The organism is Bradyrhizobium sp. WSM2254 (assembly GCF_000472645.1).
GTDB classification, from domain to species: Bacteria; Pseudomonadota; Alphaproteobacteria; order Rhizobiales; family Xanthobacteraceae; genus Bradyrhizobium; species Bradyrhizobium niftali.
The window spans coordinates 141,459-157,639 of record NZ_KI421444.1 but is presented as its reverse complement, the minus strand read 5'-3'; the positions used below and the strand labels follow the sequence as shown (position 1 = coordinate 157,639).

Genomic DNA, 16,181 nt, shown 5'->3' with positions numbered 1-16,181 from the left:
CCTCGCCGGACGGCCTTGTACACAGGCCATAGCCACGGCGCTTTTGCCTGACGATTTTGCCCGGGATTGCAGCCATGAACGTCCCGTCGCTGCCCGCATCCTCCGCCGATCCGGTGTCCGCTGAGGGCGTCGTCGCCGCGGGTGCCTATGTCGACGGCCGGCGCGTCGCCAACATCGCCATCAGCGAGGCCTCGAGCTGGCGGGCCAAGCCCGGCCACGTGGTCTGGATCGGGCTGCACGAGCCGAACGCGGCCCTGCTCGGCGCCGTGCAGAAGCAGTTCGACCTGCACGATCTCGCGATCGAGGACGCCGCCCACGCCCATCAGCGGCCCAAGATCGAGCAATATGGCGAGGCCCTGTTCATCGTGGCGCGGACGGCGCAGCTGGTCGAGGGCCGGATCGCCTTCGGCGAGACCCACATCTTCGTCGGCGAAGGCTATCTGGTCTCGGTGCGCCACGGCGCCTCGACGTCCTACACGCCGGTGCGCGAACGCTGCGAGAGCTGCCCGCGAGCGCTCGCGCGCGGCGAGGACTACATCCTCTACGCCATCCTCGATTTCATCGTCGACAACTACTCGCCCGTGCTCGAGAGCATCCATGACGAGGTCGAGGGCATCGAGGACGACGTGCTCTCCAAGCCGATCAGCAAGGCGCAGATCGAGCGGCTCTACATGCTGCGCCGCGACCTGCTGCGGCTCAGGAACGCGATCGGCCCGCTGGTGGAGGTCTGCCGCCGTCTGGAGCATGACGAGCTGGCGATGGTGCGGCAGGCCATGCAGCCGCTGTTCCGCGACGTCACCGACCACGTCAGGAACATCCAGGAGCGCATCGATTCCATGCGCGAGGTGCTGGCCTTCGCCTTCGAAGCGAGCCTGCTGGTGGGACAGGCGCAGGAGACGGCGGTCTCCAAGAAGCTCGCCTCCTGGCTCGCGATCCTGGCCGTCCCGACCGCAGTCGCCGGTATCTACGGGATGAACTTCAAGTACATCCCGGAGCTACAGCTGGAATACGGCTACTTCATCGTGCTGGGATTGATGGCGCTCGCCTGCCTCGGGTTGTACTGGCGCTTCCGCCGCGTCGGGTGGCTGTGATGCCGATTTATTGCGCAGGAACTTCGTTTATCTCGAGTCTGCGCTCGATATGCTCAAGCCTCACGTCAGAACGTCCGAGTATTCCGTACACGTTCTGGAGGTCCTGCTGCATTGAAATCTGATGTCCTCGGAGCGCGTTCAGCTCAGACTTGATCTCGTCGATCTTGTGATCAACGCGATCGAGCCTCTGCTGCACTTGCTTGAGAACCTCAAAGATCAACTCGTTGCTGACCTCGGCCATTGCTGTCTCTCAGCCTTTCATCTCGATCGCATAATTCTCGATCACGGTGTTCGCCAGCAGCTTGTCGGCGGCCTCCTTCAGCGCGGCTTCCGCCTTGGCCTTGTCGGCGCCGGCGAGTTCGATGTCGAACACCTTGCCCTGGCGGACGCTGGCGACGCCGTCGACGCCGAGCGACTTCAGCGCGCCTTCGATGGCCTTTCCTTGCGGATCGAGGATGCCCGTTTTCAAGGTAACGGTGACACGTGCCTTCACGTCGAAAACCCCTTTAGCTCTTCACCAGCACCGGGCCGGAGCCCGCCGGACGCTCGTTCTCCATGAGGATGCCGAGGCGTTTTGCAACTTCGGTATAGGCCTCCAGCAGCCCGCCGAGATCGCGGCGGAAACGATCCTTGTCGAGCTTCTCGTTCGACTTGATGTCCCACAGGCGGCAGGAGTCCGGCGAGATCTCGTCGGCGACGATGATCCGCATCATCTCGTTCTCGAACAGCCGCCCGCACTCCATCTTGAAGTCGACGAGGCGAATGCCGATGCCGAGGAAGAGGCCGGTGAGGAAGTCGTTGACGCGGATGGCAAGCGCCATGATGTCGTCGATTTCCTGGGGCGTCGCCCAGCCGAAAGCGGTGATGTGCTCTTCCGACACCATGGGGTCGTTGAGCTGGTCGTTCTTGTAGTAGAATTCGATGATCGAGCGCGGCAGCTGCGTGCCCTCCTCGATGCCGAGGCGCTGCGACAGCGAGCCGGCGGCGACGTTCCGCACCACCACTTCCAGCGGCACGATCTCGACCTCGCGAATCAGCTGCTCGCGCATGTTGAGGCGGCGGATGAAGTGGGTCGGCACCCCGATGTCGTTGAGGTGCTGAAACAGGTACTCCGAGATCCGGTTGTTGAGGACACCCTTGCCCTCGATCACCTGATGCTTTTTCGCATTGAACGCGGTGGCGTCATCCTTGAAGTGCTGGATCAGGGTACCGGGCTCCGGGCCTTCGTAAAGAACCTTTGCCTTGCCTTCATAAATGCGACGCCGACGGCTCATGGGGATGTACCGTGTTTTGTTGAAATCCATGAATTTGGTGTGCTCCGGTTGACTAGGATTACGACCCACAGCGGAGCTGCCGTGAACGGCCGGGAACCCGTAGAAACAGAACGGGAACCAAGCCTTTAGGCAACCTATCCGATTGGCTGTCCGAGCACAATCGATCCGGCCGTCCGGCACCAACTTATACCGTTTTGCCTGCGGCTTAACGGCTCGTTGTTTTGCCGATTCGTGCTCCTTATCTAGGCATGCGCCGGGGCTCTCGCAACGAGGGCCGCCGGGTCCAGTCAGCAGGGAATTGGAAAAGGCATGAACGAGATCAACAAGCGCGAGGAAGGCTTTGAGAAGAAGTTCGCCCTCGACGAGGAGCAGAAGTTCAAGGCGGAGGCCCGCCGCAACCGCCTGCTCGGGCTGTGGGCCGCGGAAAAGCTCGGCAAATCCGGCGAAGCCGCCACGGCCTACGCCAAGGAGGTGGTCGCGGCCGATTTCGAGGAGGCTGGCGATGGCGACGTCCTGCGCAAGCTCATGGCCGATTTCGCCGCCAAGAGCGTCGTCGTCACCGAACAGGCGATTCGCGCCAAGATGAGCGAGTTGCTCGGTGTCGCCGCGGCCGAGGTGAAGGCGGGGAAGTAGCGTCTCTCCAAATCGTCGTCATTCCGGGGCGCGTCGAAGACGCGAACCCGGAATCTCGAGATTCTCAGGTGCGCAATTGCGCACCATAGTTCGGTCCTGCGGACCGCCCCGGAATGACAACAGCGAGGATCACCCCTCCTTGAAGCCATACTCCGGCACGTTGCCGCTGGCGCCGTAATATTTGTACGGCAGGAACTTGCCGCTCATGGTGATCTTGACGCGGTCGCCCTTCGGGTTCGCGACGCGCTCGATTCCCATGTCGAAGTCGATCGCCGACATGATGCCGTCGCCGAATTCTTCCTCGATCAGCGCCTTCCAGGCCGGGCCGTTCACCATCACCATTTCGTAGAAGCGGTAGATCAGGGGATCGGTCGGCGGCATCGGCGTGCCGGTGCCGCGCATCGGCACCTCGTTGAGCATCGCGGTCTCGGCCTTCGACAGGCCGAACAGCTCGCCGGCGTTGGCGGCCTGGGGCTTCGTCAGTTTCATCTGGCCGAGGATCGCGCCGACGATCAGCACCTCCGCATAGCCGCCGATCTTCTCGCAGATGTATTTCCAGCTCCAGCCCTTCTCGCGCTTGATGTCGAGCAGCTTCTCGGTGAGGTCTTCGCGTTTCATGTCAGGGTCTCCCTTTTCAAGCAGTCAATCCGGGGGTGGTCCCGGGTGTCCAGGTCTGTCGTTGCTCTTCGCCGCTGGAGGCGACCGTCAGCCCGGGCTTGCCGATATGCACCACGGGCACGTTGCGCGGATCGTGACCGGGCTTCTCGGCCGCGAATGTCTTGCTGCGCGTCACCAGGAAATCGATGATGTGGTTGCGCAGCGCGTAGTACAGCGGATGGCGGTGCAGGTCAGTGCGGCCGCGATCCTTCGGCAGCGGATTTTCGACCACCTCCGCAAGCACCGCGCCGGGGCCGTTGGTCATCAGGAAGATCTTGTCGGCGAGGTAGATCGCCTCGTCCACGTCGTGGGTGATCATGAACGCGGTCTGGCCAGTCTCCAGACAGATGCGCCGCACCTCGTCCTGAAGCGTGCCGCGCGTCAGCGCGTCCAGCGCCGAGAACGGCTCGTCCATCAGCATCATCTTCGGCGTGATCGAGAGCGCGCGGGCGATGCCGACGCGCTGCTTCATGCCGCCCGAGAGCTCCGAGGGACGCTTGTGCTCCGAACCCGTCAGGCCGACGAGATCGATGAAGGTCTGCGCATGCGCCTTGACCTTCGCCCGATCCCAGTTGCGCCATTTCGAGCTCACGGCATAGGCGACGTTGCCGAGCACGGTGCGCCAAGGCAGCAGCGCGTGGCTCTGGAAGATCACGGCGCGATCGAGGCTCGTCCCCGAAATCGCCTGCCCGTCGACGATGACGGCGCCCTCGCTCGGCGCGTCGAGGCCGGCGAGGATGTTGAGCACCGTGGTCTTGCCGCAGCCGGAATGGCCGATCACGCAGCAGAACTCCCCGCGCGGCATCGACAGCCACAGGTTCTCGAACACGGTGGTCGTGGCACCGCCCGCACCCGGATAGCGCTTTGCGATGCCTTCGATGGAGACGAATTTGTCGGTCATCGGCCCCTACTCCGGAAATGTGACCATGCGCGTGAAGCGCGCGAGGATCTGGTCGAGCAGCATGCCGACGATCCCGATCAAGAGGATCGCGATTATGACGTTGGTGATCGAGAGGTTGTTCCACTCGTTCCAGACGAAGTAGCCGATACCGGTGCCGCCGACGAGCATCTCGGCGGCGACGATCACGAGCCAGGCGATGCCGATGGAAATGCGCATGCCGGTCAGGATCGTCGGCGCCGCTGCGGGGAGGATCACCGTGAAGGCGCGCCTGATGGTGCCGACCTCGAGCGTGCGCGCGACGTTGATCCATTCCTTGCGCACGCTGGCGACGCCAAAGACGGTGTTGAGCAGCATCGGCCAGATCGAGCAGATGAAGATCACGAAGATCGCGGAGATCGAGGAATCCTTGATGGTGTAGAGCGCAAGCGGCATCCAGGCGAGCGGCGAGATCGGCTTCAAGACCTGGATGAAGGGGTCGAGCGCCTTGCTCAGCAGCGGCGACATGCCGATGAGGAAGCCGAGCGGGATCGCGACGAGCACCGCCAGCAAATAGCCGGTGCCGACGCGCGCGATGGAATAGGCGAGCTGGATGCCGAGCCCCTTGTCGTTCGGCCCGTTGTCGTAGAACGGCCGCTTCAGGTGCTCCCACAGCTTTGCGCCGACATCGAGCGGACCGGGCATCGCCGACTTGCCCTGCGTCGCGGTAAGGCCCATCAGCTTGGCGTATTCCGGGCTCATCGTCGCGACCGGCGCCGTCGCGCGCGTGGCGAGATGCCAGATGCCGAGGAACGCGGCCAGCAGCACGATCGAGACGAGGCCGGCGCGGAGACGGAGGGAGGTGGTCATCTTGCAACACCTCTCCACGTGTCGTCCCGGCGAAGGCCGGGACCCATAACCACCGCTCTGGCTTGTCGCGCACAATGTCCGCCCGCGTGCCGCATCGAGAAAGCACGGCGTATGGGTCCCGGCCTTCGCCGGGACGACGATGAGAGAGCGCGGTCCATCACGACGCCTTCCTGATCTTGAAGCTCGCAACGTAATCCTCGGGCTTGCCCGGATCGAAGGTCTTGCCCATCACCGCGAACGACTTGTAAGCACTCGCCGGCGGCGACAGGCCCATCTCGGTCATCAGCTTCTTGGTGTCCGTCGCCAGATACACCTGCTCGGCCACCGCCTTGTAGTCGACGTCGCCCTTGATCTGGCCCCAGCGCTTCATCTGCGTCAGCATCCACACCGCAAAGGACTGCCAGGGGAACGGATCGAAATCGACGCGCTTGGCGTCGGTCTTCACCCCGCCGAGGCCGTCGGCATAGGTGCCGGTCAGCACCTGCTCCAGCACCGTGACCGGTGCATTGATGTAGTTGGCGGGCGCGATGGCTTCGGCGATCTGCTTGCGGTTCTCGGCCTTCGACGCATAGGCGGTGGCATCGACGATGGCGCGCGTCAGCGCGGCAAAGCTGTTCGGCGCCGTGGTGATGAATTCGCGGCTGGCGGCAAAGCTGCAGCAGGGATGGCCGTCCCAGATCTCCTTGGACAAGAGATGCATGAAGCCGACGCCGTCATAGATCGCGCGCTGGCAGATGTTGTCGGGCGCAAGGAAGCCGTCGATGTTGTCGGCGCGGAGGTTCGCGACCATCTCCGGCGGCGGCACCGAGCGCAGTTGCACGTCGGTGTCGGGGTCGAGCCCGTGCTCGGCGAGATAATAGCGCAGCAGATAATTGTGCATGGAGTAGTCGAAGGGGATCGCGAATTTCAGGCCCTTCCAGTCCTTCGGGTCGCGCTTGTCCTTGTGCTTGGTCGCCAGCACGATGCCCTGCCCGTTGATGTTCTCGATCGCGGGGACGGCAAACGGAATGGCGTTGGCACCGAGGCCGAGCGAGATCGCGATCGGCATCGGCGCCAGCATGTGCGCGGCGTCGTATTCCTTGTTGATGGTCTTGTCGCGGATCACGGCCCAGCCGGCGGTCTTGACCACTTCGACGTTGAGGCCGTGCTTGGAATAGAAGCCCATCGGCGCTGCCATGATGATCGGCGTCGCGCAGGTGATCGGGATGAAGCCGACCTTGAGGTCCTTCTTCTCGGGCGCTCCGGCCTGCGCAAAGACTTCGGTCGCCGTCTGAATCGGGAAGAACTGCGACAGCGCGGCCAGCGCCGTGGACGCGCCGACCGATTTCAGGAAGGCGCGCCGCGCCACGTCCTGCGGAAACATCGCGCGCATTACGGCGGAAGCGACGACGCCCTCGTAGCGCTTCTCCTCGCTCTCGACCGGATCGCAGCGCAAGGCGGTGGCCTGCTCGTGCTCCGCCACGGATTGGTGCTGGCCACAGACGCAGCCGGCTCGAAGGTTGCGATCGGGATCAAACGGATTGTCGAACGTGGACATCGGACCTCCTGCGCGTCATTGCAGGGGGGAATTACGCAAGGAGCATGCCATCGCCTTTCGGCCGGCCAGTGCCTTGATGACGCAGCACTTTTGGTCGCGCTTGGCCGCTACGAAAATTCGTGATACACGAGAATTCGTAGCTCAATCACGAGATTTCGTAATGGCAACGATGCCGATGCTCGTTTCCGATGATACCGCCGAGGCGATCGATCCGCGCGTCGCGGCCTTCGAATCCTCCGTCGAGGCCACGCTGTTGGTCGATCCCTATGCCGACCAGATCATCGATGCCAATCCGGCCGCCTGCGCCCTGCTCGGCTACGACCGCGCGCTGCTGCGGCAGACCAGGGCCAGCACCCTGCACGCCGGCGAGCTTCCGGCCCTGACCGTGTTCACCCAGGCCGTGCTGCACAAGGGCGCCTACTGGACCACCGCGCTCACCCCCCGCCATGCAACGGGGCAAAATCTCAGGCTGGAATATGCCGGCTGCGTCCTGCCCCACGACGGCCGCACGCTTGTGCAGCTCACGCTGACCGATCTCGACGCGCGCCGGCGCCGCAATGTCGATGCCGCCGCCGAAGACCACATGCGCAGCGGCATCTCGACCTGGCAGCGGGTCGAGCGGGTGTTCCAGGACATCGAGCGCGAGAACCAGCTGATCCTGCGCGCCGCCGGCGAAGGCATCTATGGCGTGAACGCGGAAGGAAAGACCACCTTCGTCAACCCTGCCGCCGAACGGATGCTGGGCTGGACCGCCGAGGAGCTGGTCGGCAAGGAGATCCACCCGATCGTGCACCACACCCATCACGATGGCCGGCACTATCACAACCATGACTGTCCGATCTACGCGGCGTTCCGCGACGGCGCCGTGCACCAGGTCGATGGCGAGGTGTTCTGGCGCAAGGACGGCTCGCCGGCCTGGGTCGAATACACCTCCACGCCCATCCGCGACCGCGGCGTCGTGGTCGGCGCCGTCGTGGTGTTTCGCGACGTCAGCCAGCGCCGCGAGGCCGACGAGAAGCTGCACGCCGCGCTCACTGAAGTCGACCGCCTGCGCGAGCGGCTCGAGCTGGAGAACGCCTATCTCCAGGAGGAAATCCGCATCGAGACCAATCCGCGCGGCATCATCGGTCAAAGCGAGGCGGTCCAGAAGACGCTGCGCCAGGTCAAGCTGGTGGCGCCGACCACCGCGGCCGTGATGATCACCGGCGAGTCCGGCACCGGCAAGGAGCTGATCGCCCGCGCCATTCACGAGGACTCCACCCGCAGCGACCGGCCGCTGATCCGCGTCAACTGCGCCGCGATCCCGCGCGAACTGTTCGAGAGCGAGTTCTTCGGCCATGTCCGCGGCGCCTTCACCGGCGCGACGCGCGACCGCATCGGCCGGTTCGAACTCGCCGACGGCGGCACGCTGTTCCTCGACGAGGTCGGCGAGATCCCGCTCGAACTGCAAGGCAAGCTGCTGCGCGTGTTGCAGGAAGGCAATTTCGAGCGCGTCGGACAGGAGCGTACCCGCGCCGTCGACGTCCGCGTCATCGCCGCGACCAACCGCGATCTCAAGCAGGAAGTGCAGCGCGGCCGCTTTCGCGAGGACCTCTATTTCCGCCTCAACGTCTTCCCGATCGAGACGGTGCCCCTGCGCGAGCGGCGCGAGGACATTCCCCTGCTCGCCCAGCATTTCCTGACGCGCGAGAGCAAGGCATTGAAGTCGAACCTGCGGCTGTCGGAGGGCGATGCGCGCCGGCTGACGCGCTACGACTGGCCCGGCAATGTCCGCGAATTGCAGAACGTGATCGAGCGCGCCGCGATCCTGTCGCAGAACGGCCGCCTGCGCATCGACCTGCCTGACACATCCGGCGCGCCAGCTCCGGCCGGCACCGCGCGCCAGAAGGCCGACGCGCGCCCGGCGGTCATGACGTCGTCGGAGATGCGCGATCACGAGCGCGCCAACATTCTCGCCGCGCTCGAGGCCTGTGCGGGAAAAGTGTTCGGCCCCGGCGGCGCGGCGGAAATGCTCGACATCAAGCCGACCACGCTGGCCTCGCGGATCAAGGCGCTTGGAATTGCGCCCCGTCCGCGGGCCTTCGGTTAGCGACGCTCACGCCGCCTTGGTCGTCACATCAGATGCGATCGGCAGTCCCTGCTCGATCGGCAGCGACGGATCGCGCGACCATTCGTTCCAGGAGCCGAAATACATCCGCACGTCCTTCACGCCGGCGTTCTTCAGCGCCAGGAACGTGTTCGAGGCCCGCGCGCCCTTGAAGCAGTAGAGATAGACCGGCGTCGTCTGCGAGATGCCGACGGTGGCGCATTCGGCCAAAATCTCGTCCTTGGACTTGAAGCGCGGGCCTTCGGCAGTCGGCTTCATCATGCGGTACCATTCCAGCCAGACCGCGCCGGGGATGCGGCCCTTGCGTGGGCAGAAGTCCTTGCCGTACGGAGACGAGCTGTCGCCGATCCACTCGTCGACGTCGCGCACGTCGAGGATGGCGATGCCGGGTTTGCCGACGGCGCCAAGCATCGTCTTCGCATCGATCAGGATCTCGCCCGCTTCCGGCACGATCGAGAACGAAGCCTTCGCGGGCGTGGGCACGTCCTTCGTCACCGGGAAGCCCGCCGCCGACCAGGCATCGAAGCCGCCATGCAGCACCTTCACCTTGGGATAGCCGAGCATGGTGAGCAGGTAATAGCCGCGGCAGGACTGGCCGAAGCCTGAGTTCATCGACTGTTCGTAGATCACAGCCGTCTCCTTGCCGGAGAGGCCGGCGCCGCCGAACGCGTCGGCGAACTTGGTCTTCAGTTCGGCCATCCCCTCCGGCGTCGAGGTCGCGAGGAACGTGAAAATCTCGTGCACGTTGACGGCGCCCGGCAGGTGGCCGGCGGCGTAGGCATCGGGGTTGCGGGTGTCGATGACGACACACGGCTCTAGCTTCAAGAGATCGGCGAGTTCGACGGCAGTGATCAGAACGTCAGTCATGGCAGCCTCTCCGTTGAGGTTGGGGGTCTTCGGGTGGACTCGCAAAGATCAGGAATCGGCAAGCATCTTGCGCAACTGCTTGGTGGCAGGCGTGACGATCGCGACGAAATAGGCTTCGCGCAGACGCCGCTGCGCGCGGTGACTCTTCAGGTAGCCGCGCGCGCCACAATGCAGCATCGCCGCATGCGCCGCCGCGACGCTGGCCTCGCCGGCGCGCAAGCGGAGCGCGATCACCTTGCGCCAGTAGGTTTCCTCCTCGTTGTGGGGATCGCGCGCCAGCGCCATGGTCTCGGCCTCCAGCTCGGCGGCGAGATCGCGGAAATGCACCGGCTGCTGCGGCAGATAGCGGTTGATGTGGCCGAGGGGACCCCCGACCTCGTCCATGATGTTGATGCAGTCTCTGATCACGCCAAGCGCCATGCCGGCCTGAAGCAGGATGAAGCCGGCGCGGATCTTCTTGACGAACGGACCGGCGGGATCGGCGAGGATCAGCTCATCCGGCACGAACGCGTCGCGGAACTGCACGCCATAGGTGCCGGTGCCGTCCATGGCGAGGAACGGCTTGCACGGCGTGAGCGTGATCGCGGGATCGGAGCAGTCGGCCAGGAACATCACGAGCCCCGGCTCGTCCTCGCGCTCAAAGATGGTACCGAAATAATGGTCGGGGCCGAGATTGGAGACCCATGGCAGCGCGCCGCGGACGATGTAGCCGCCCTCGACCTTTCGCCCTTTCAGCTTGAGCTTCTCGATGCCGAAAAAGCTCTTCATCGGGTTGGAGAGCCCGGTGCCGCCGAGCACGCGGCCGGTCGAGAACGCATCGCCGAAGCGCTTTGCCAGCTTCATATTGGTGGAGTTGGCGGCGTACCAGACCAGCGTGTTCTGGCACCAGGCCATGAACGCCGTGGCGCCGCAGACCTCGCCGATCGCTGCCATCGCCTGGATCGCGCAGCGCAAATCGGCGGGACCTTCATGCGGCATGTGACTGCCCCAGGCACCGACCTCGCCGAACTTGCGCAGCACCTCGGCCGGATAGACCGAGCCGTCGTCGATGCCGGCGGCGAGCGGCGCGAGCTGCTCGCGCGCGATCCGCGCCACCTCGCCTGCAATGGACGGTGCGGGCTGATCCAAAATGTCGGCCCGTGATAAAGCCAGTGAACCCATGATCGTCTCCCGCACCTTGTCCTGTTGCCGTCAGCCTAGATGCCGACCTCGAGATTGACCGGGCGGGTGAAGGTGTTGGCGACCGGAGACCATTTCTTCACATGGGCGACCAGCGCGTTGATCTCGTCCTGCGCGATGCCTTCGCACTCCATGTCGACCTTGACGCGCACGTCGGTGAAGCCGACCGGCTTGTCGGAGACATCGCCGGTGCCCCACACGGCCGTGATGTTGAGGTCGCCTTCGAGCTCGAGCTCGAGCTTGTTGACGATCCAGCCGCGATGCACGGCGTTGGCGTGCAGGCCGACCGCAAGGCAGGAGCCGAGCGCGGCGAGCGAGGCTTCGGACGGATTGGGCGCGGTATCGTCACCCAGAAGGCCCGGCGGCTCGTCGACGATGTAGGGCGGCAGGTTGCGGATGTAGTTGGCGTGGCGGAACTTGCCTTCCGCGACCGTCTTGCACTTCAAGGTCTTGACGACCTTCGGATTGGCCTTGCCGCTCGCGATCAGTTGCTCGAGCCCATTCTTGTCGATGGGCGCGAGGCAACCCGTCAGCACTGTCTTTTGAACGACGGCAGTCATCAGTTTTCTCCCTGGCAGCCGAGGAAATCGGCAGGATACCGAACGGTCTGTTTCCTTGCATGGAGCGTGCCAGAGGAGGCCAAAAGCAAATTGCGAAGCATTGGAGCCGCTTAGCGATCGCTGCCTGCGGATTGATCAGCAGCCGTTTGCTCAAAGGCGATGCAGATGGGCTGCGCTCTGCGAATCTTTTCAGCGCGGAACAGATGCGGCTTGCTGATGCGGCGCGGCTGCGGGTAAGTTTGGACTCATGGCAAAGACGTCATCGAAGAAGACATCCAATTCGCCCCACGCCGGTGCTGGCGAGGACGAGTCCGCGCGCGGGCGCCTCTTGAGCGCCGCGACGCATCTGTTCTGCAAGAACGGCATCAACGCCACCGGCATCGACGCGATCATCGAGGAAGCCGGCACGGCGAAGACCACGCTTTACAAATTGTTCGGCTCCAAGACCAATCTCGTCAACGCGGTGCTGGAGAGCGAAGGCAAGCAGTGGCGCGAATGGTTCATCGGCGCCATGGAAGAAGGCGGCGGCGACGCGCAGGCGAAGCTGACGCGCATCTTCCCGGCGCTGAAGAGCTGGTTCGCGGAGGAGCGCTTCTACGGCTGCCCCTTCATCAACGCGGTCGGCGAGCACGACAAGGACGCCAAGCAGTTCCGCAACATCGCGCTGAAGCACAAGAAGATCGTGCTCGGCCATATCGAGAAGCTCGCCGGCGAGCTCGGATCGAGCGAGCCAGCAGTGCTCGCGCACCAGCTCGGTCTCATCATCGACGGCGCGATCGTCGCGGCGATGATCTCGCGCGACCCGGGCGTTGCGGATACGGCCGCGCTTACCGCCGGCCCCCTGCTCGGCCAGTCCAAGACGAAGAAGAAGCGCGCGGCGGATCAGCTCGAGGCGGTGTGACCGCTTTGATCTTGTAGCCCGCATGAGCGTAGCGGAATGCGGGGACACCGTCCCGGATTACGCTCCGCTCCATCCGGGCTACGGGGCTCATGATGTAGCCCGCATGAGCGTAGCGACAAGCGGGACTTTTCCCGGATATCGCTTCGCTCATCCGGGCTACGACCCTACGTCCTCGACTTCCCCTCGCCCAACGCCCCCACGAATCCCCTGATCGCCTCCAGCACCGGCCCCTGATCGCCGGCAAAGAACCAGTGATCGTTGCCGTCGAGCTCGACGAATTGCGCGCCCTTGATCCGGCTCGCCATGTCGCGGCCGGCCGCGATCCGTACCGCCTGGTCGCCGCGCCGGTGCAGCACCAATGTCGGCACGGCGATCTGCGCCAGAAGGTGTCGCACGTCGGCATCGCGAAACGCCTCGAGCACGGCAGAGATGCCGCCGGGGCTGGAAGCCGCGCGCAATAGCCCGGCCCACCAGGCGCGCGCCTGCGGATCACCGGCAAGGCTCGGCGCGAAGGTCTCGATCCCGACCGGGCCGCCCCATTGCGCGACGAGATGCTGGCGCCAGGCGTCATACTGGCTGGCGCGCAGCGCGTGCGGATAGTCCGGTGACCAGCAGCCCTTGGCCAGCGCGCCGAACAGGATGAGGCCGGCCACCAGGCGCTGTTCATCGACCGCAAATTTGATGCAGGCCGGCCCGCATTCGGACGCGCCAAACAGCACGACGCGGCGCGCATTCGCCGCGCGCAGGACTGTGCCGATATCTTCCGCGGTGACGTCGATGCCGGGGGCCGATCCGACCCGGTCGGACAGCCCGATGCCGCGGCGATCGAACACGATCAGCCGCCCGAGCTTCATCAACGACGCCAGAAACGTCCGGCTCGCGGGATGCTCCCAGGCGCGCTCCACATGCGACACGAAGCCGGGCATGACCAGGATATCGAGCGGGCCGCTGCCATAGGTCTGATATGCGAGGTGTACGCCCGCGCCCTTGACGTAGCGCGTCGCCGGAACGTCATGCGACGCCGCCGCAGGGCTCATCAGCGCCTCGGTCTCGGCTTCCGGCGCGACCCCGAGTTCGCCGCGCAGCCGCTCTGTCAGCGCCGCGTGGTGCCGCTCAGCCGCACTTCGGTCGCCGGCCAGCAGCAGGCTGCGGATCAGATGCCGGCCATACACCTCACTCAGCGGATCGAGCTCGACCAGACGTCCCGCATGTGCGGTCGCGGCAAAATGCTCGCCGGCGGCATTTTTGTCCTGCACCAGACGCTCCAGTGCGTGCATGAGCCGTCCCCGCAGCGCCTCACGGCGGAAGAATGCCCATTCGCCGAATTCGGGACAGTCGTCCAGCACGAAGCCGGCCAGGAAGTCGCTCCGGTAAATCTGGCAGCCCTGCTCAAAGTCGCCGCGGTCGCAGGCGCCCTCGAACAGATGCGTATCGACCTTCAACTCGAGCGCCGGAGACCATCGCACGCTGCTGCGGTCAGTCTCGAAAACCGCATGGCCGAGCGTCTGCTCGATGCGGTGAAGCAGCCGCCGCAATCGCGCACGGCCGGTCTCGCCGGGGCTCTCGGGCCACAGCAGCGTGGCCACGACGTCCCGCGCCACAGCGCCCTTGGCCTCCGCGAGATAGACCAGCAGCGCAAGCCCCTTGCGCAAGGCCAGCTTGATCGGGCGATCGTCGGCATGGACCTCGGGGAACCCGAATGTTCCCAGCGAGAAGGCCGTCATGGAAATCCTCCCTCCCCGGCCGGGGACGCACAGGGGACGGTCCAGCGATAACAGTCGGGTCAGATCGAGTCGGCTCGCCAGCGAGCGATTGAGGCTCCTGCATGCGGCACTACCGCCACCAGCACAATAGGACAAAACATGTTCGCGCGTCTCCTGATCCTGCTCTACGCCATCGTGAGCTATGCCGTGTTCACGGTCTCATTTCTCTACGCGCTCGGTTTCGTCGGCAATTATGTCGTGCCCAAGTCAATCGACAAGTCGATCGACGTCGGCAGCCCCACGAATTTGAGTGAGGCCATCGTCGTCAACCTGCTGCTGATGAGCCTGTTTGCCATCCAGCACAGCGTCATGGCGCGGCCGGCCTTCAAGCGATGGTGGGGCAAATTCCTTCCCGTCGCCTGCCAGCGCAGCACCTATGTGTTGCTCTCCAGCTTGATCCTCCTGCTGCTGTTCTGGCAGTGGCGTCCGATCCCGACGCCGATCTGGCAAACGAGCGGAATCGCGGCCTTGCTGCTGATCGTCGTGCATTGGCTCGGCTGGCTGATCGCGTTTGCCTCGACCCACATGATCGATCATTTCGATCTGTTCGGTCTGCGTCAGGCTTTCGTCGCATTCCGCGGGACCGAGATATCGGGTCAGTCCTTCAGGACGCCGCTACTCTACAAGATCGTGCGGCATCCGCTCATGCTTGGATTCCTGCTCGCGTTCTGGGCGACGCCTGCGATGACCGCCGGCCACTTGCTGTTCGCGATCGCGAACACGGTCTACATCCTGGTCGCCCTGCAGTTCGAGGAGCGGGATCTGATCGCCGAGTTCGGCGCGACCTACCAGGACTATCGCCGCCGCGTTCCCATGCTGGTGCCGCGCCTTTTCGGCCGCCGCCGGGGGGACGATCGGCAGTCGCCTCGACCCGTTGGTGCGCCCCGATGAAAGCGGTTCTGTGCAGCTCGTTCACCGGCCCTGCGGATTTGCGCGTCGATGAGATCGACGAACCGAGGCCCGCCGTCGACGAGATCCTCATCGACGTCCATGCGGCGTCTGTGAGCTTCATGGACCAGTTGATGGTCTCGGGCCTCTACCAGATGCGGCCGCCGACGCCCTTCGTGCCCGGCACGGAAGCATCCGGCATCGTCGTCGCGGTCGGCGACGAGGTCACGACATTCGCCCCCGGCGATCGCGTGGCGTGCAGCAGCTGGACCGGCGGCTACGCCGAACGGATGACCGCCAAGGAATCGAAGAGCGTGCGTCTGCCTGATGGCGTCGCGTTCGCGGCCGCGGCGACGGTCCTGCACAATTACGGCACGGCCTATTATGCGCTGGTCGAGCGGGCACGGGCACAGCGCGGCGAAACCATGTTCGTCACCGGCGCTGCCGGCGGCGTTGGGCTCGCCGCTGTCGACCTCGGCCGCCATCTCGGCCTGCACGTCGTCGCCGGGATCGGCTCCGACGACAAGGCCGCCCTGGTGCGTGGTTACGGGGCCAGCGACGTCGTCAACTATCGCAGCGAAGACCTGCGCGACCGGATCAAGTCGATCACGTCGGGAGACGGCATCGATGTCGGCTTCGACAATGTCGGTGGTGCGGTCTTCGAGCAGATGGCGCGGCTGATGAAGTGGGGCGGACGGCTGATGCCGATCGGCTTCACCAGCGGCGAGATTCCACAGCTCCCCATGAACCTGCCGCTGCTGAAGAACTATTCCATCATCGGCGTCTTCGCCGGCGCCTGGGCGGAGAAATTTTCTGCGGAGGCCGCGCGCATGAACGACACGCTGATGCGATTGCTGGCCGACGGACAGATCCGCCCGCACATCGATCGCATCCTCCCTTTGGAGGAGGCTGGCGACGCCATGCGCGCCGTGGCCAATCGCACGGTTCAGGGACGAATTGTCCTCAAGATCAGGTAG

17 protein-coding genes are annotated in these 16,181 nt (G+C 64.7%); 6 read left to right on the top strand and 11 right to left on the bottom strand.

What is annotated here, in order from left to right; all coding sequences use genetic code 11:
• The first annotated feature begins 74 nt into the window (after window positions 1–74).
• Complete coding sequence (locus A3M7_RS0138500; protein WP_027548639.1) at window positions 75–1,091, top strand: magnesium and cobalt transport protein CorA; 1,017 nt, start codon at window positions 75–77, stop codon at window positions 1,089–1,091.
• Window positions 1,092–1,098: 7 nt separating this feature from the next.
• On the opposite strand, the gene A3M7_RS0138495 is transcribed toward A3M7_RS0138500, so the two are convergent.
• From A3M7_RS0138495 to purC, 3 genes are read right to left on the bottom strand one after another with little or no spacing between them, the layout of a single operon-like run.
• Complete coding sequence (locus tag A3M7_RS0138495) at window positions 1,099–1,332, bottom strand: hypothetical protein (RefSeq protein WP_027548638.1); 234 nt, start codon at window positions 1,330–1,332, stop codon at window positions 1,099–1,101.
• Window positions 1,333–1,341: 9 nt separating this feature from the next.
• Window positions 1,342–1,584, bottom strand: coding sequence for a phosphoribosylformylglycinamidine synthase subunit PurS (gene purS, locus A3M7_RS0138490; protein WP_027548637.1), 243 nt, complete (start codon window positions 1,582–1,584; stop codon window positions 1,342–1,344).
• Window positions 1,585–1,597: 13 nt separating this feature from the next.
• A complete protein-coding gene (purC, locus tag A3M7_RS0138485; RefSeq protein ID WP_008974302.1) occupies window positions 1,598–2,365 on the bottom strand; it encodes a phosphoribosylaminoimidazolesuccinocarboxamide synthase in 768 nt (255 codons plus the stop codon).
• Between the two features lie 309 nt (window positions 2,366–2,674).
• On the opposite strand from purC, the gene A3M7_RS0138480 reads away from it, so the two are divergent.
• Complete coding sequence (locus tag A3M7_RS0138480; protein WP_027548636.1) at window positions 2,675–2,998, top strand: DUF1476 domain-containing protein; 324 nt, start codon at window positions 2,675–2,677, stop codon at window positions 2,996–2,998.
• Between the two features lie 129 nt (window positions 2,999–3,127).
• On the opposite strand, the gene cynS is transcribed toward A3M7_RS0138480, so the two are convergent.
• The 4 genes from cynS to A3M7_RS0138460 all read right to left on the bottom strand — a co-directional run bounded on the left by cynS (window position 3,128) and on the right by A3M7_RS0138460 (window position 6,939).
• Window positions 3,128–3,616, bottom strand: a complete 489-nt coding sequence (cynS, locus tag A3M7_RS45660; RefSeq protein ID WP_049823962.1) for a cyanase — start codon at window positions 3,614–3,616, stop codon at window positions 3,128–3,130.
• Between the two features lie 16 nt (window positions 3,617–3,632).
• Window positions 3,633–4,556, bottom strand: a complete 924-nt coding sequence (locus A3M7_RS0138470) for an ABC transporter ATP-binding protein (protein WP_027548635.1) — start codon at window positions 4,554–4,556, stop codon at window positions 3,633–3,635.
• Window positions 4,557–4,562: 6 nt separating this feature from the next.
• Window positions 4,563–5,402, bottom strand: coding sequence for a nitrate ABC transporter permease (ntrB, locus tag A3M7_RS0138465; protein WP_027548634.1), 840 nt, complete (start codon window positions 5,400–5,402; stop codon window positions 4,563–4,565).
• Between the two features lie 157 nt (window positions 5,403–5,559).
• Window positions 5,560–6,939: a CmpA/NrtA family ABC transporter substrate-binding protein gene (locus A3M7_RS0138460; protein ID WP_027548633.1), complete on the bottom strand. Its 1,380-nt coding sequence runs from the start codon at window positions 6,937–6,939 to the stop codon at window positions 5,560–5,562.
• 160 nt (window positions 6,940–7,099) lie between these two features.
• Here A3M7_RS0138460 and A3M7_RS0138455 point away from each other — a divergent pair, with 160 nt between their 5' ends.
• Complete coding sequence (locus tag A3M7_RS0138455; RefSeq protein ID WP_027548632.1) at window positions 7,100–9,028, top strand: sigma 54-interacting transcriptional regulator; 1,929 nt, start codon at window positions 7,100–7,102, stop codon at window positions 9,026–9,028.
• Window positions 9,029–9,034: 6 nt separating this feature from the next.
• Here the strand turns inward: A3M7_RS0138455 and A3M7_RS0138450 are convergent, their stop codons facing one another.
• From A3M7_RS0138450 to A3M7_RS0138440, 3 genes are read right to left on the bottom strand one after another with little or no spacing between them, the layout of a single operon-like run.
• A complete protein-coding gene (locus tag A3M7_RS0138450; protein ID WP_027548631.1) occupies window positions 9,035–9,913 on the bottom strand; it encodes a sulfurtransferase in 879 nt (292 codons plus the stop codon).
• 48 nt (window positions 9,914–9,961) lie between these two features.
• Entirely contained in the window at window positions 9,962–11,074 is a 1,113-nt protein-coding gene (locus tag A3M7_RS0138445) for an acyl-CoA dehydrogenase family protein (protein ID WP_027548630.1), read from the bottom strand.
• Between the two features lie 35 nt (window positions 11,075–11,109).
• Window positions 11,110–11,652: an OsmC family protein gene (locus A3M7_RS0138440; RefSeq protein WP_027548629.1), complete on the bottom strand. Its 543-nt coding sequence runs from the start codon at window positions 11,650–11,652 to the stop codon at window positions 11,110–11,112.
• 247 nt (window positions 11,653–11,899) lie between these two features.
• Between A3M7_RS0138440 and A3M7_RS0138435 the strand changes: the two genes are divergently transcribed.
• Window positions 11,900–12,553 (top strand): TetR/AcrR family transcriptional regulator, encoded by a 654-nt coding sequence (locus A3M7_RS0138435; RefSeq protein WP_027548628.1) that lies wholly within the window; start codon window positions 11,900–11,902, stop codon window positions 12,551–12,553.
• A gap of 164 nt (window positions 12,554–12,717) precedes the next feature.
• Here the strand turns inward: A3M7_RS0138435 and A3M7_RS0138430 are convergent, their stop codons facing one another.
• Window positions 12,718–14,277: an alpha/beta hydrolase gene (locus A3M7_RS0138430; RefSeq protein ID WP_027548627.1), complete on the bottom strand. Its 1,560-nt coding sequence runs from the start codon at window positions 14,275–14,277 to the stop codon at window positions 12,718–12,720.
• Between the two features lie 138 nt (window positions 14,278–14,415).
• Between A3M7_RS0138430 and mddA the strand changes: the two genes are divergently transcribed.
• Both mddA and A3M7_RS0138420 read left to right on the top strand, forming a co-directional pair.
• Window positions 14,416–15,207 (top strand): methanethiol S-methyltransferase, encoded by a 792-nt coding sequence (mddA, locus tag A3M7_RS0138425; protein ID WP_027548626.1) that lies wholly within the window; start codon window positions 14,416–14,418, stop codon window positions 15,205–15,207.
• Window positions 15,204–16,181 (top strand): NADPH:quinone oxidoreductase family protein, encoded by a 978-nt coding sequence (locus tag A3M7_RS0138420; protein ID WP_027548625.1) that lies wholly within the window; start codon window positions 15,204–15,206, stop codon window positions 16,179–16,181. The genes mddA and A3M7_RS0138420 overlap by 4 nt, the downstream gene beginning before the upstream one ends.

Coding starts and splice junctions, on each gene's coding strand:
- A3M7_RS0138460 (WP_027548633.1), bottom strand. CDS start 6,939: ATGTCCACGTTCGACAATCCGTTTGATCCCGATCGCAACCTTCGAGCC.
- A3M7_RS0138455 (WP_027548632.1), top strand. CDS start 7,100: ATGGCAACGATGCCGATGCTCGTTTCCGATGATACCGCCGAGGCGATC.
- ntrB (WP_027548634.1), bottom strand. CDS start 5,402: ATGACCACCTCCCTCCGTCTCCGCGCCGGCCTCGTCTCGATCGTGCTG.
- cynS (WP_049823962.1), bottom strand. CDS start 3,616: ATGAAACGCGAAGACCTCACCGAGAAGCTGCTCGACATCAAGCGCGAG.
- purC (WP_008974302.1), bottom strand. CDS start 2,365: ATGAGCCGTCGGCGTCGCATTTATGAAGGCAAGGCAAAGGTTCTTTAC.
- A3M7_RS0138500 (WP_027548639.1), top strand. CDS start 75: ATGAACGTCCCGTCGCTGCCCGCATCCTCCGCCGATCCGGTGTCCGCT.
- A3M7_RS0138440 (WP_027548629.1), bottom strand. CDS start 11,652: ATGACTGCCGTCGTTCAAAAGACAGTGCTGACGGGTTGCCTCGCGCCC.
- A3M7_RS0138430 (WP_027548627.1), bottom strand. CDS start 14,277: ATGACGGCCTTCTCGCTGGGAACATTCGGGTTCCCCGAGGTCCATGCC.
- A3M7_RS0138470 (WP_027548635.1), bottom strand. CDS start 4,556: ATGACCGACAAATTCGTCTCCATCGAAGGCATCGCAAAGCGCTATCCG.
- A3M7_RS0138435 (WP_027548628.1), top strand. CDS start 11,900: ATGGCAAAGACGTCATCGAAGAAGACATCCAATTCGCCCCACGCCGGT.
- A3M7_RS0138480 (WP_027548636.1), top strand. CDS start 2,675: ATGAACGAGATCAACAAGCGCGAGGAAGGCTTTGAGAAGAAGTTCGCC.
- A3M7_RS0138450 (WP_027548631.1), bottom strand. CDS start 9,913: ATGACTGACGTTCTGATCACTGCCGTCGAACTCGCCGATCTCTTGAAG.
- A3M7_RS0138495 (WP_027548638.1), bottom strand. CDS start 1,332: ATGGCCGAGGTCAGCAACGAGTTGATCTTTGAGGTTCTCAAGCAAGTG.
- A3M7_RS0138445 (WP_027548630.1), bottom strand. CDS start 11,074: ATGGGTTCACTGGCTTTATCACGGGCCGACATTTTGGATCAGCCCGCA.
- A3M7_RS0138420 (WP_027548625.1), top strand. CDS start 15,204: ATGAAAGCGGTTCTGTGCAGCTCGTTCACCGGCCCTGCGGATTTGCGC.
- mddA (WP_027548626.1), top strand. CDS start 14,416: ATGTTCGCGCGTCTCCTGATCCTGCTCTACGCCATCGTGAGCTATGCC.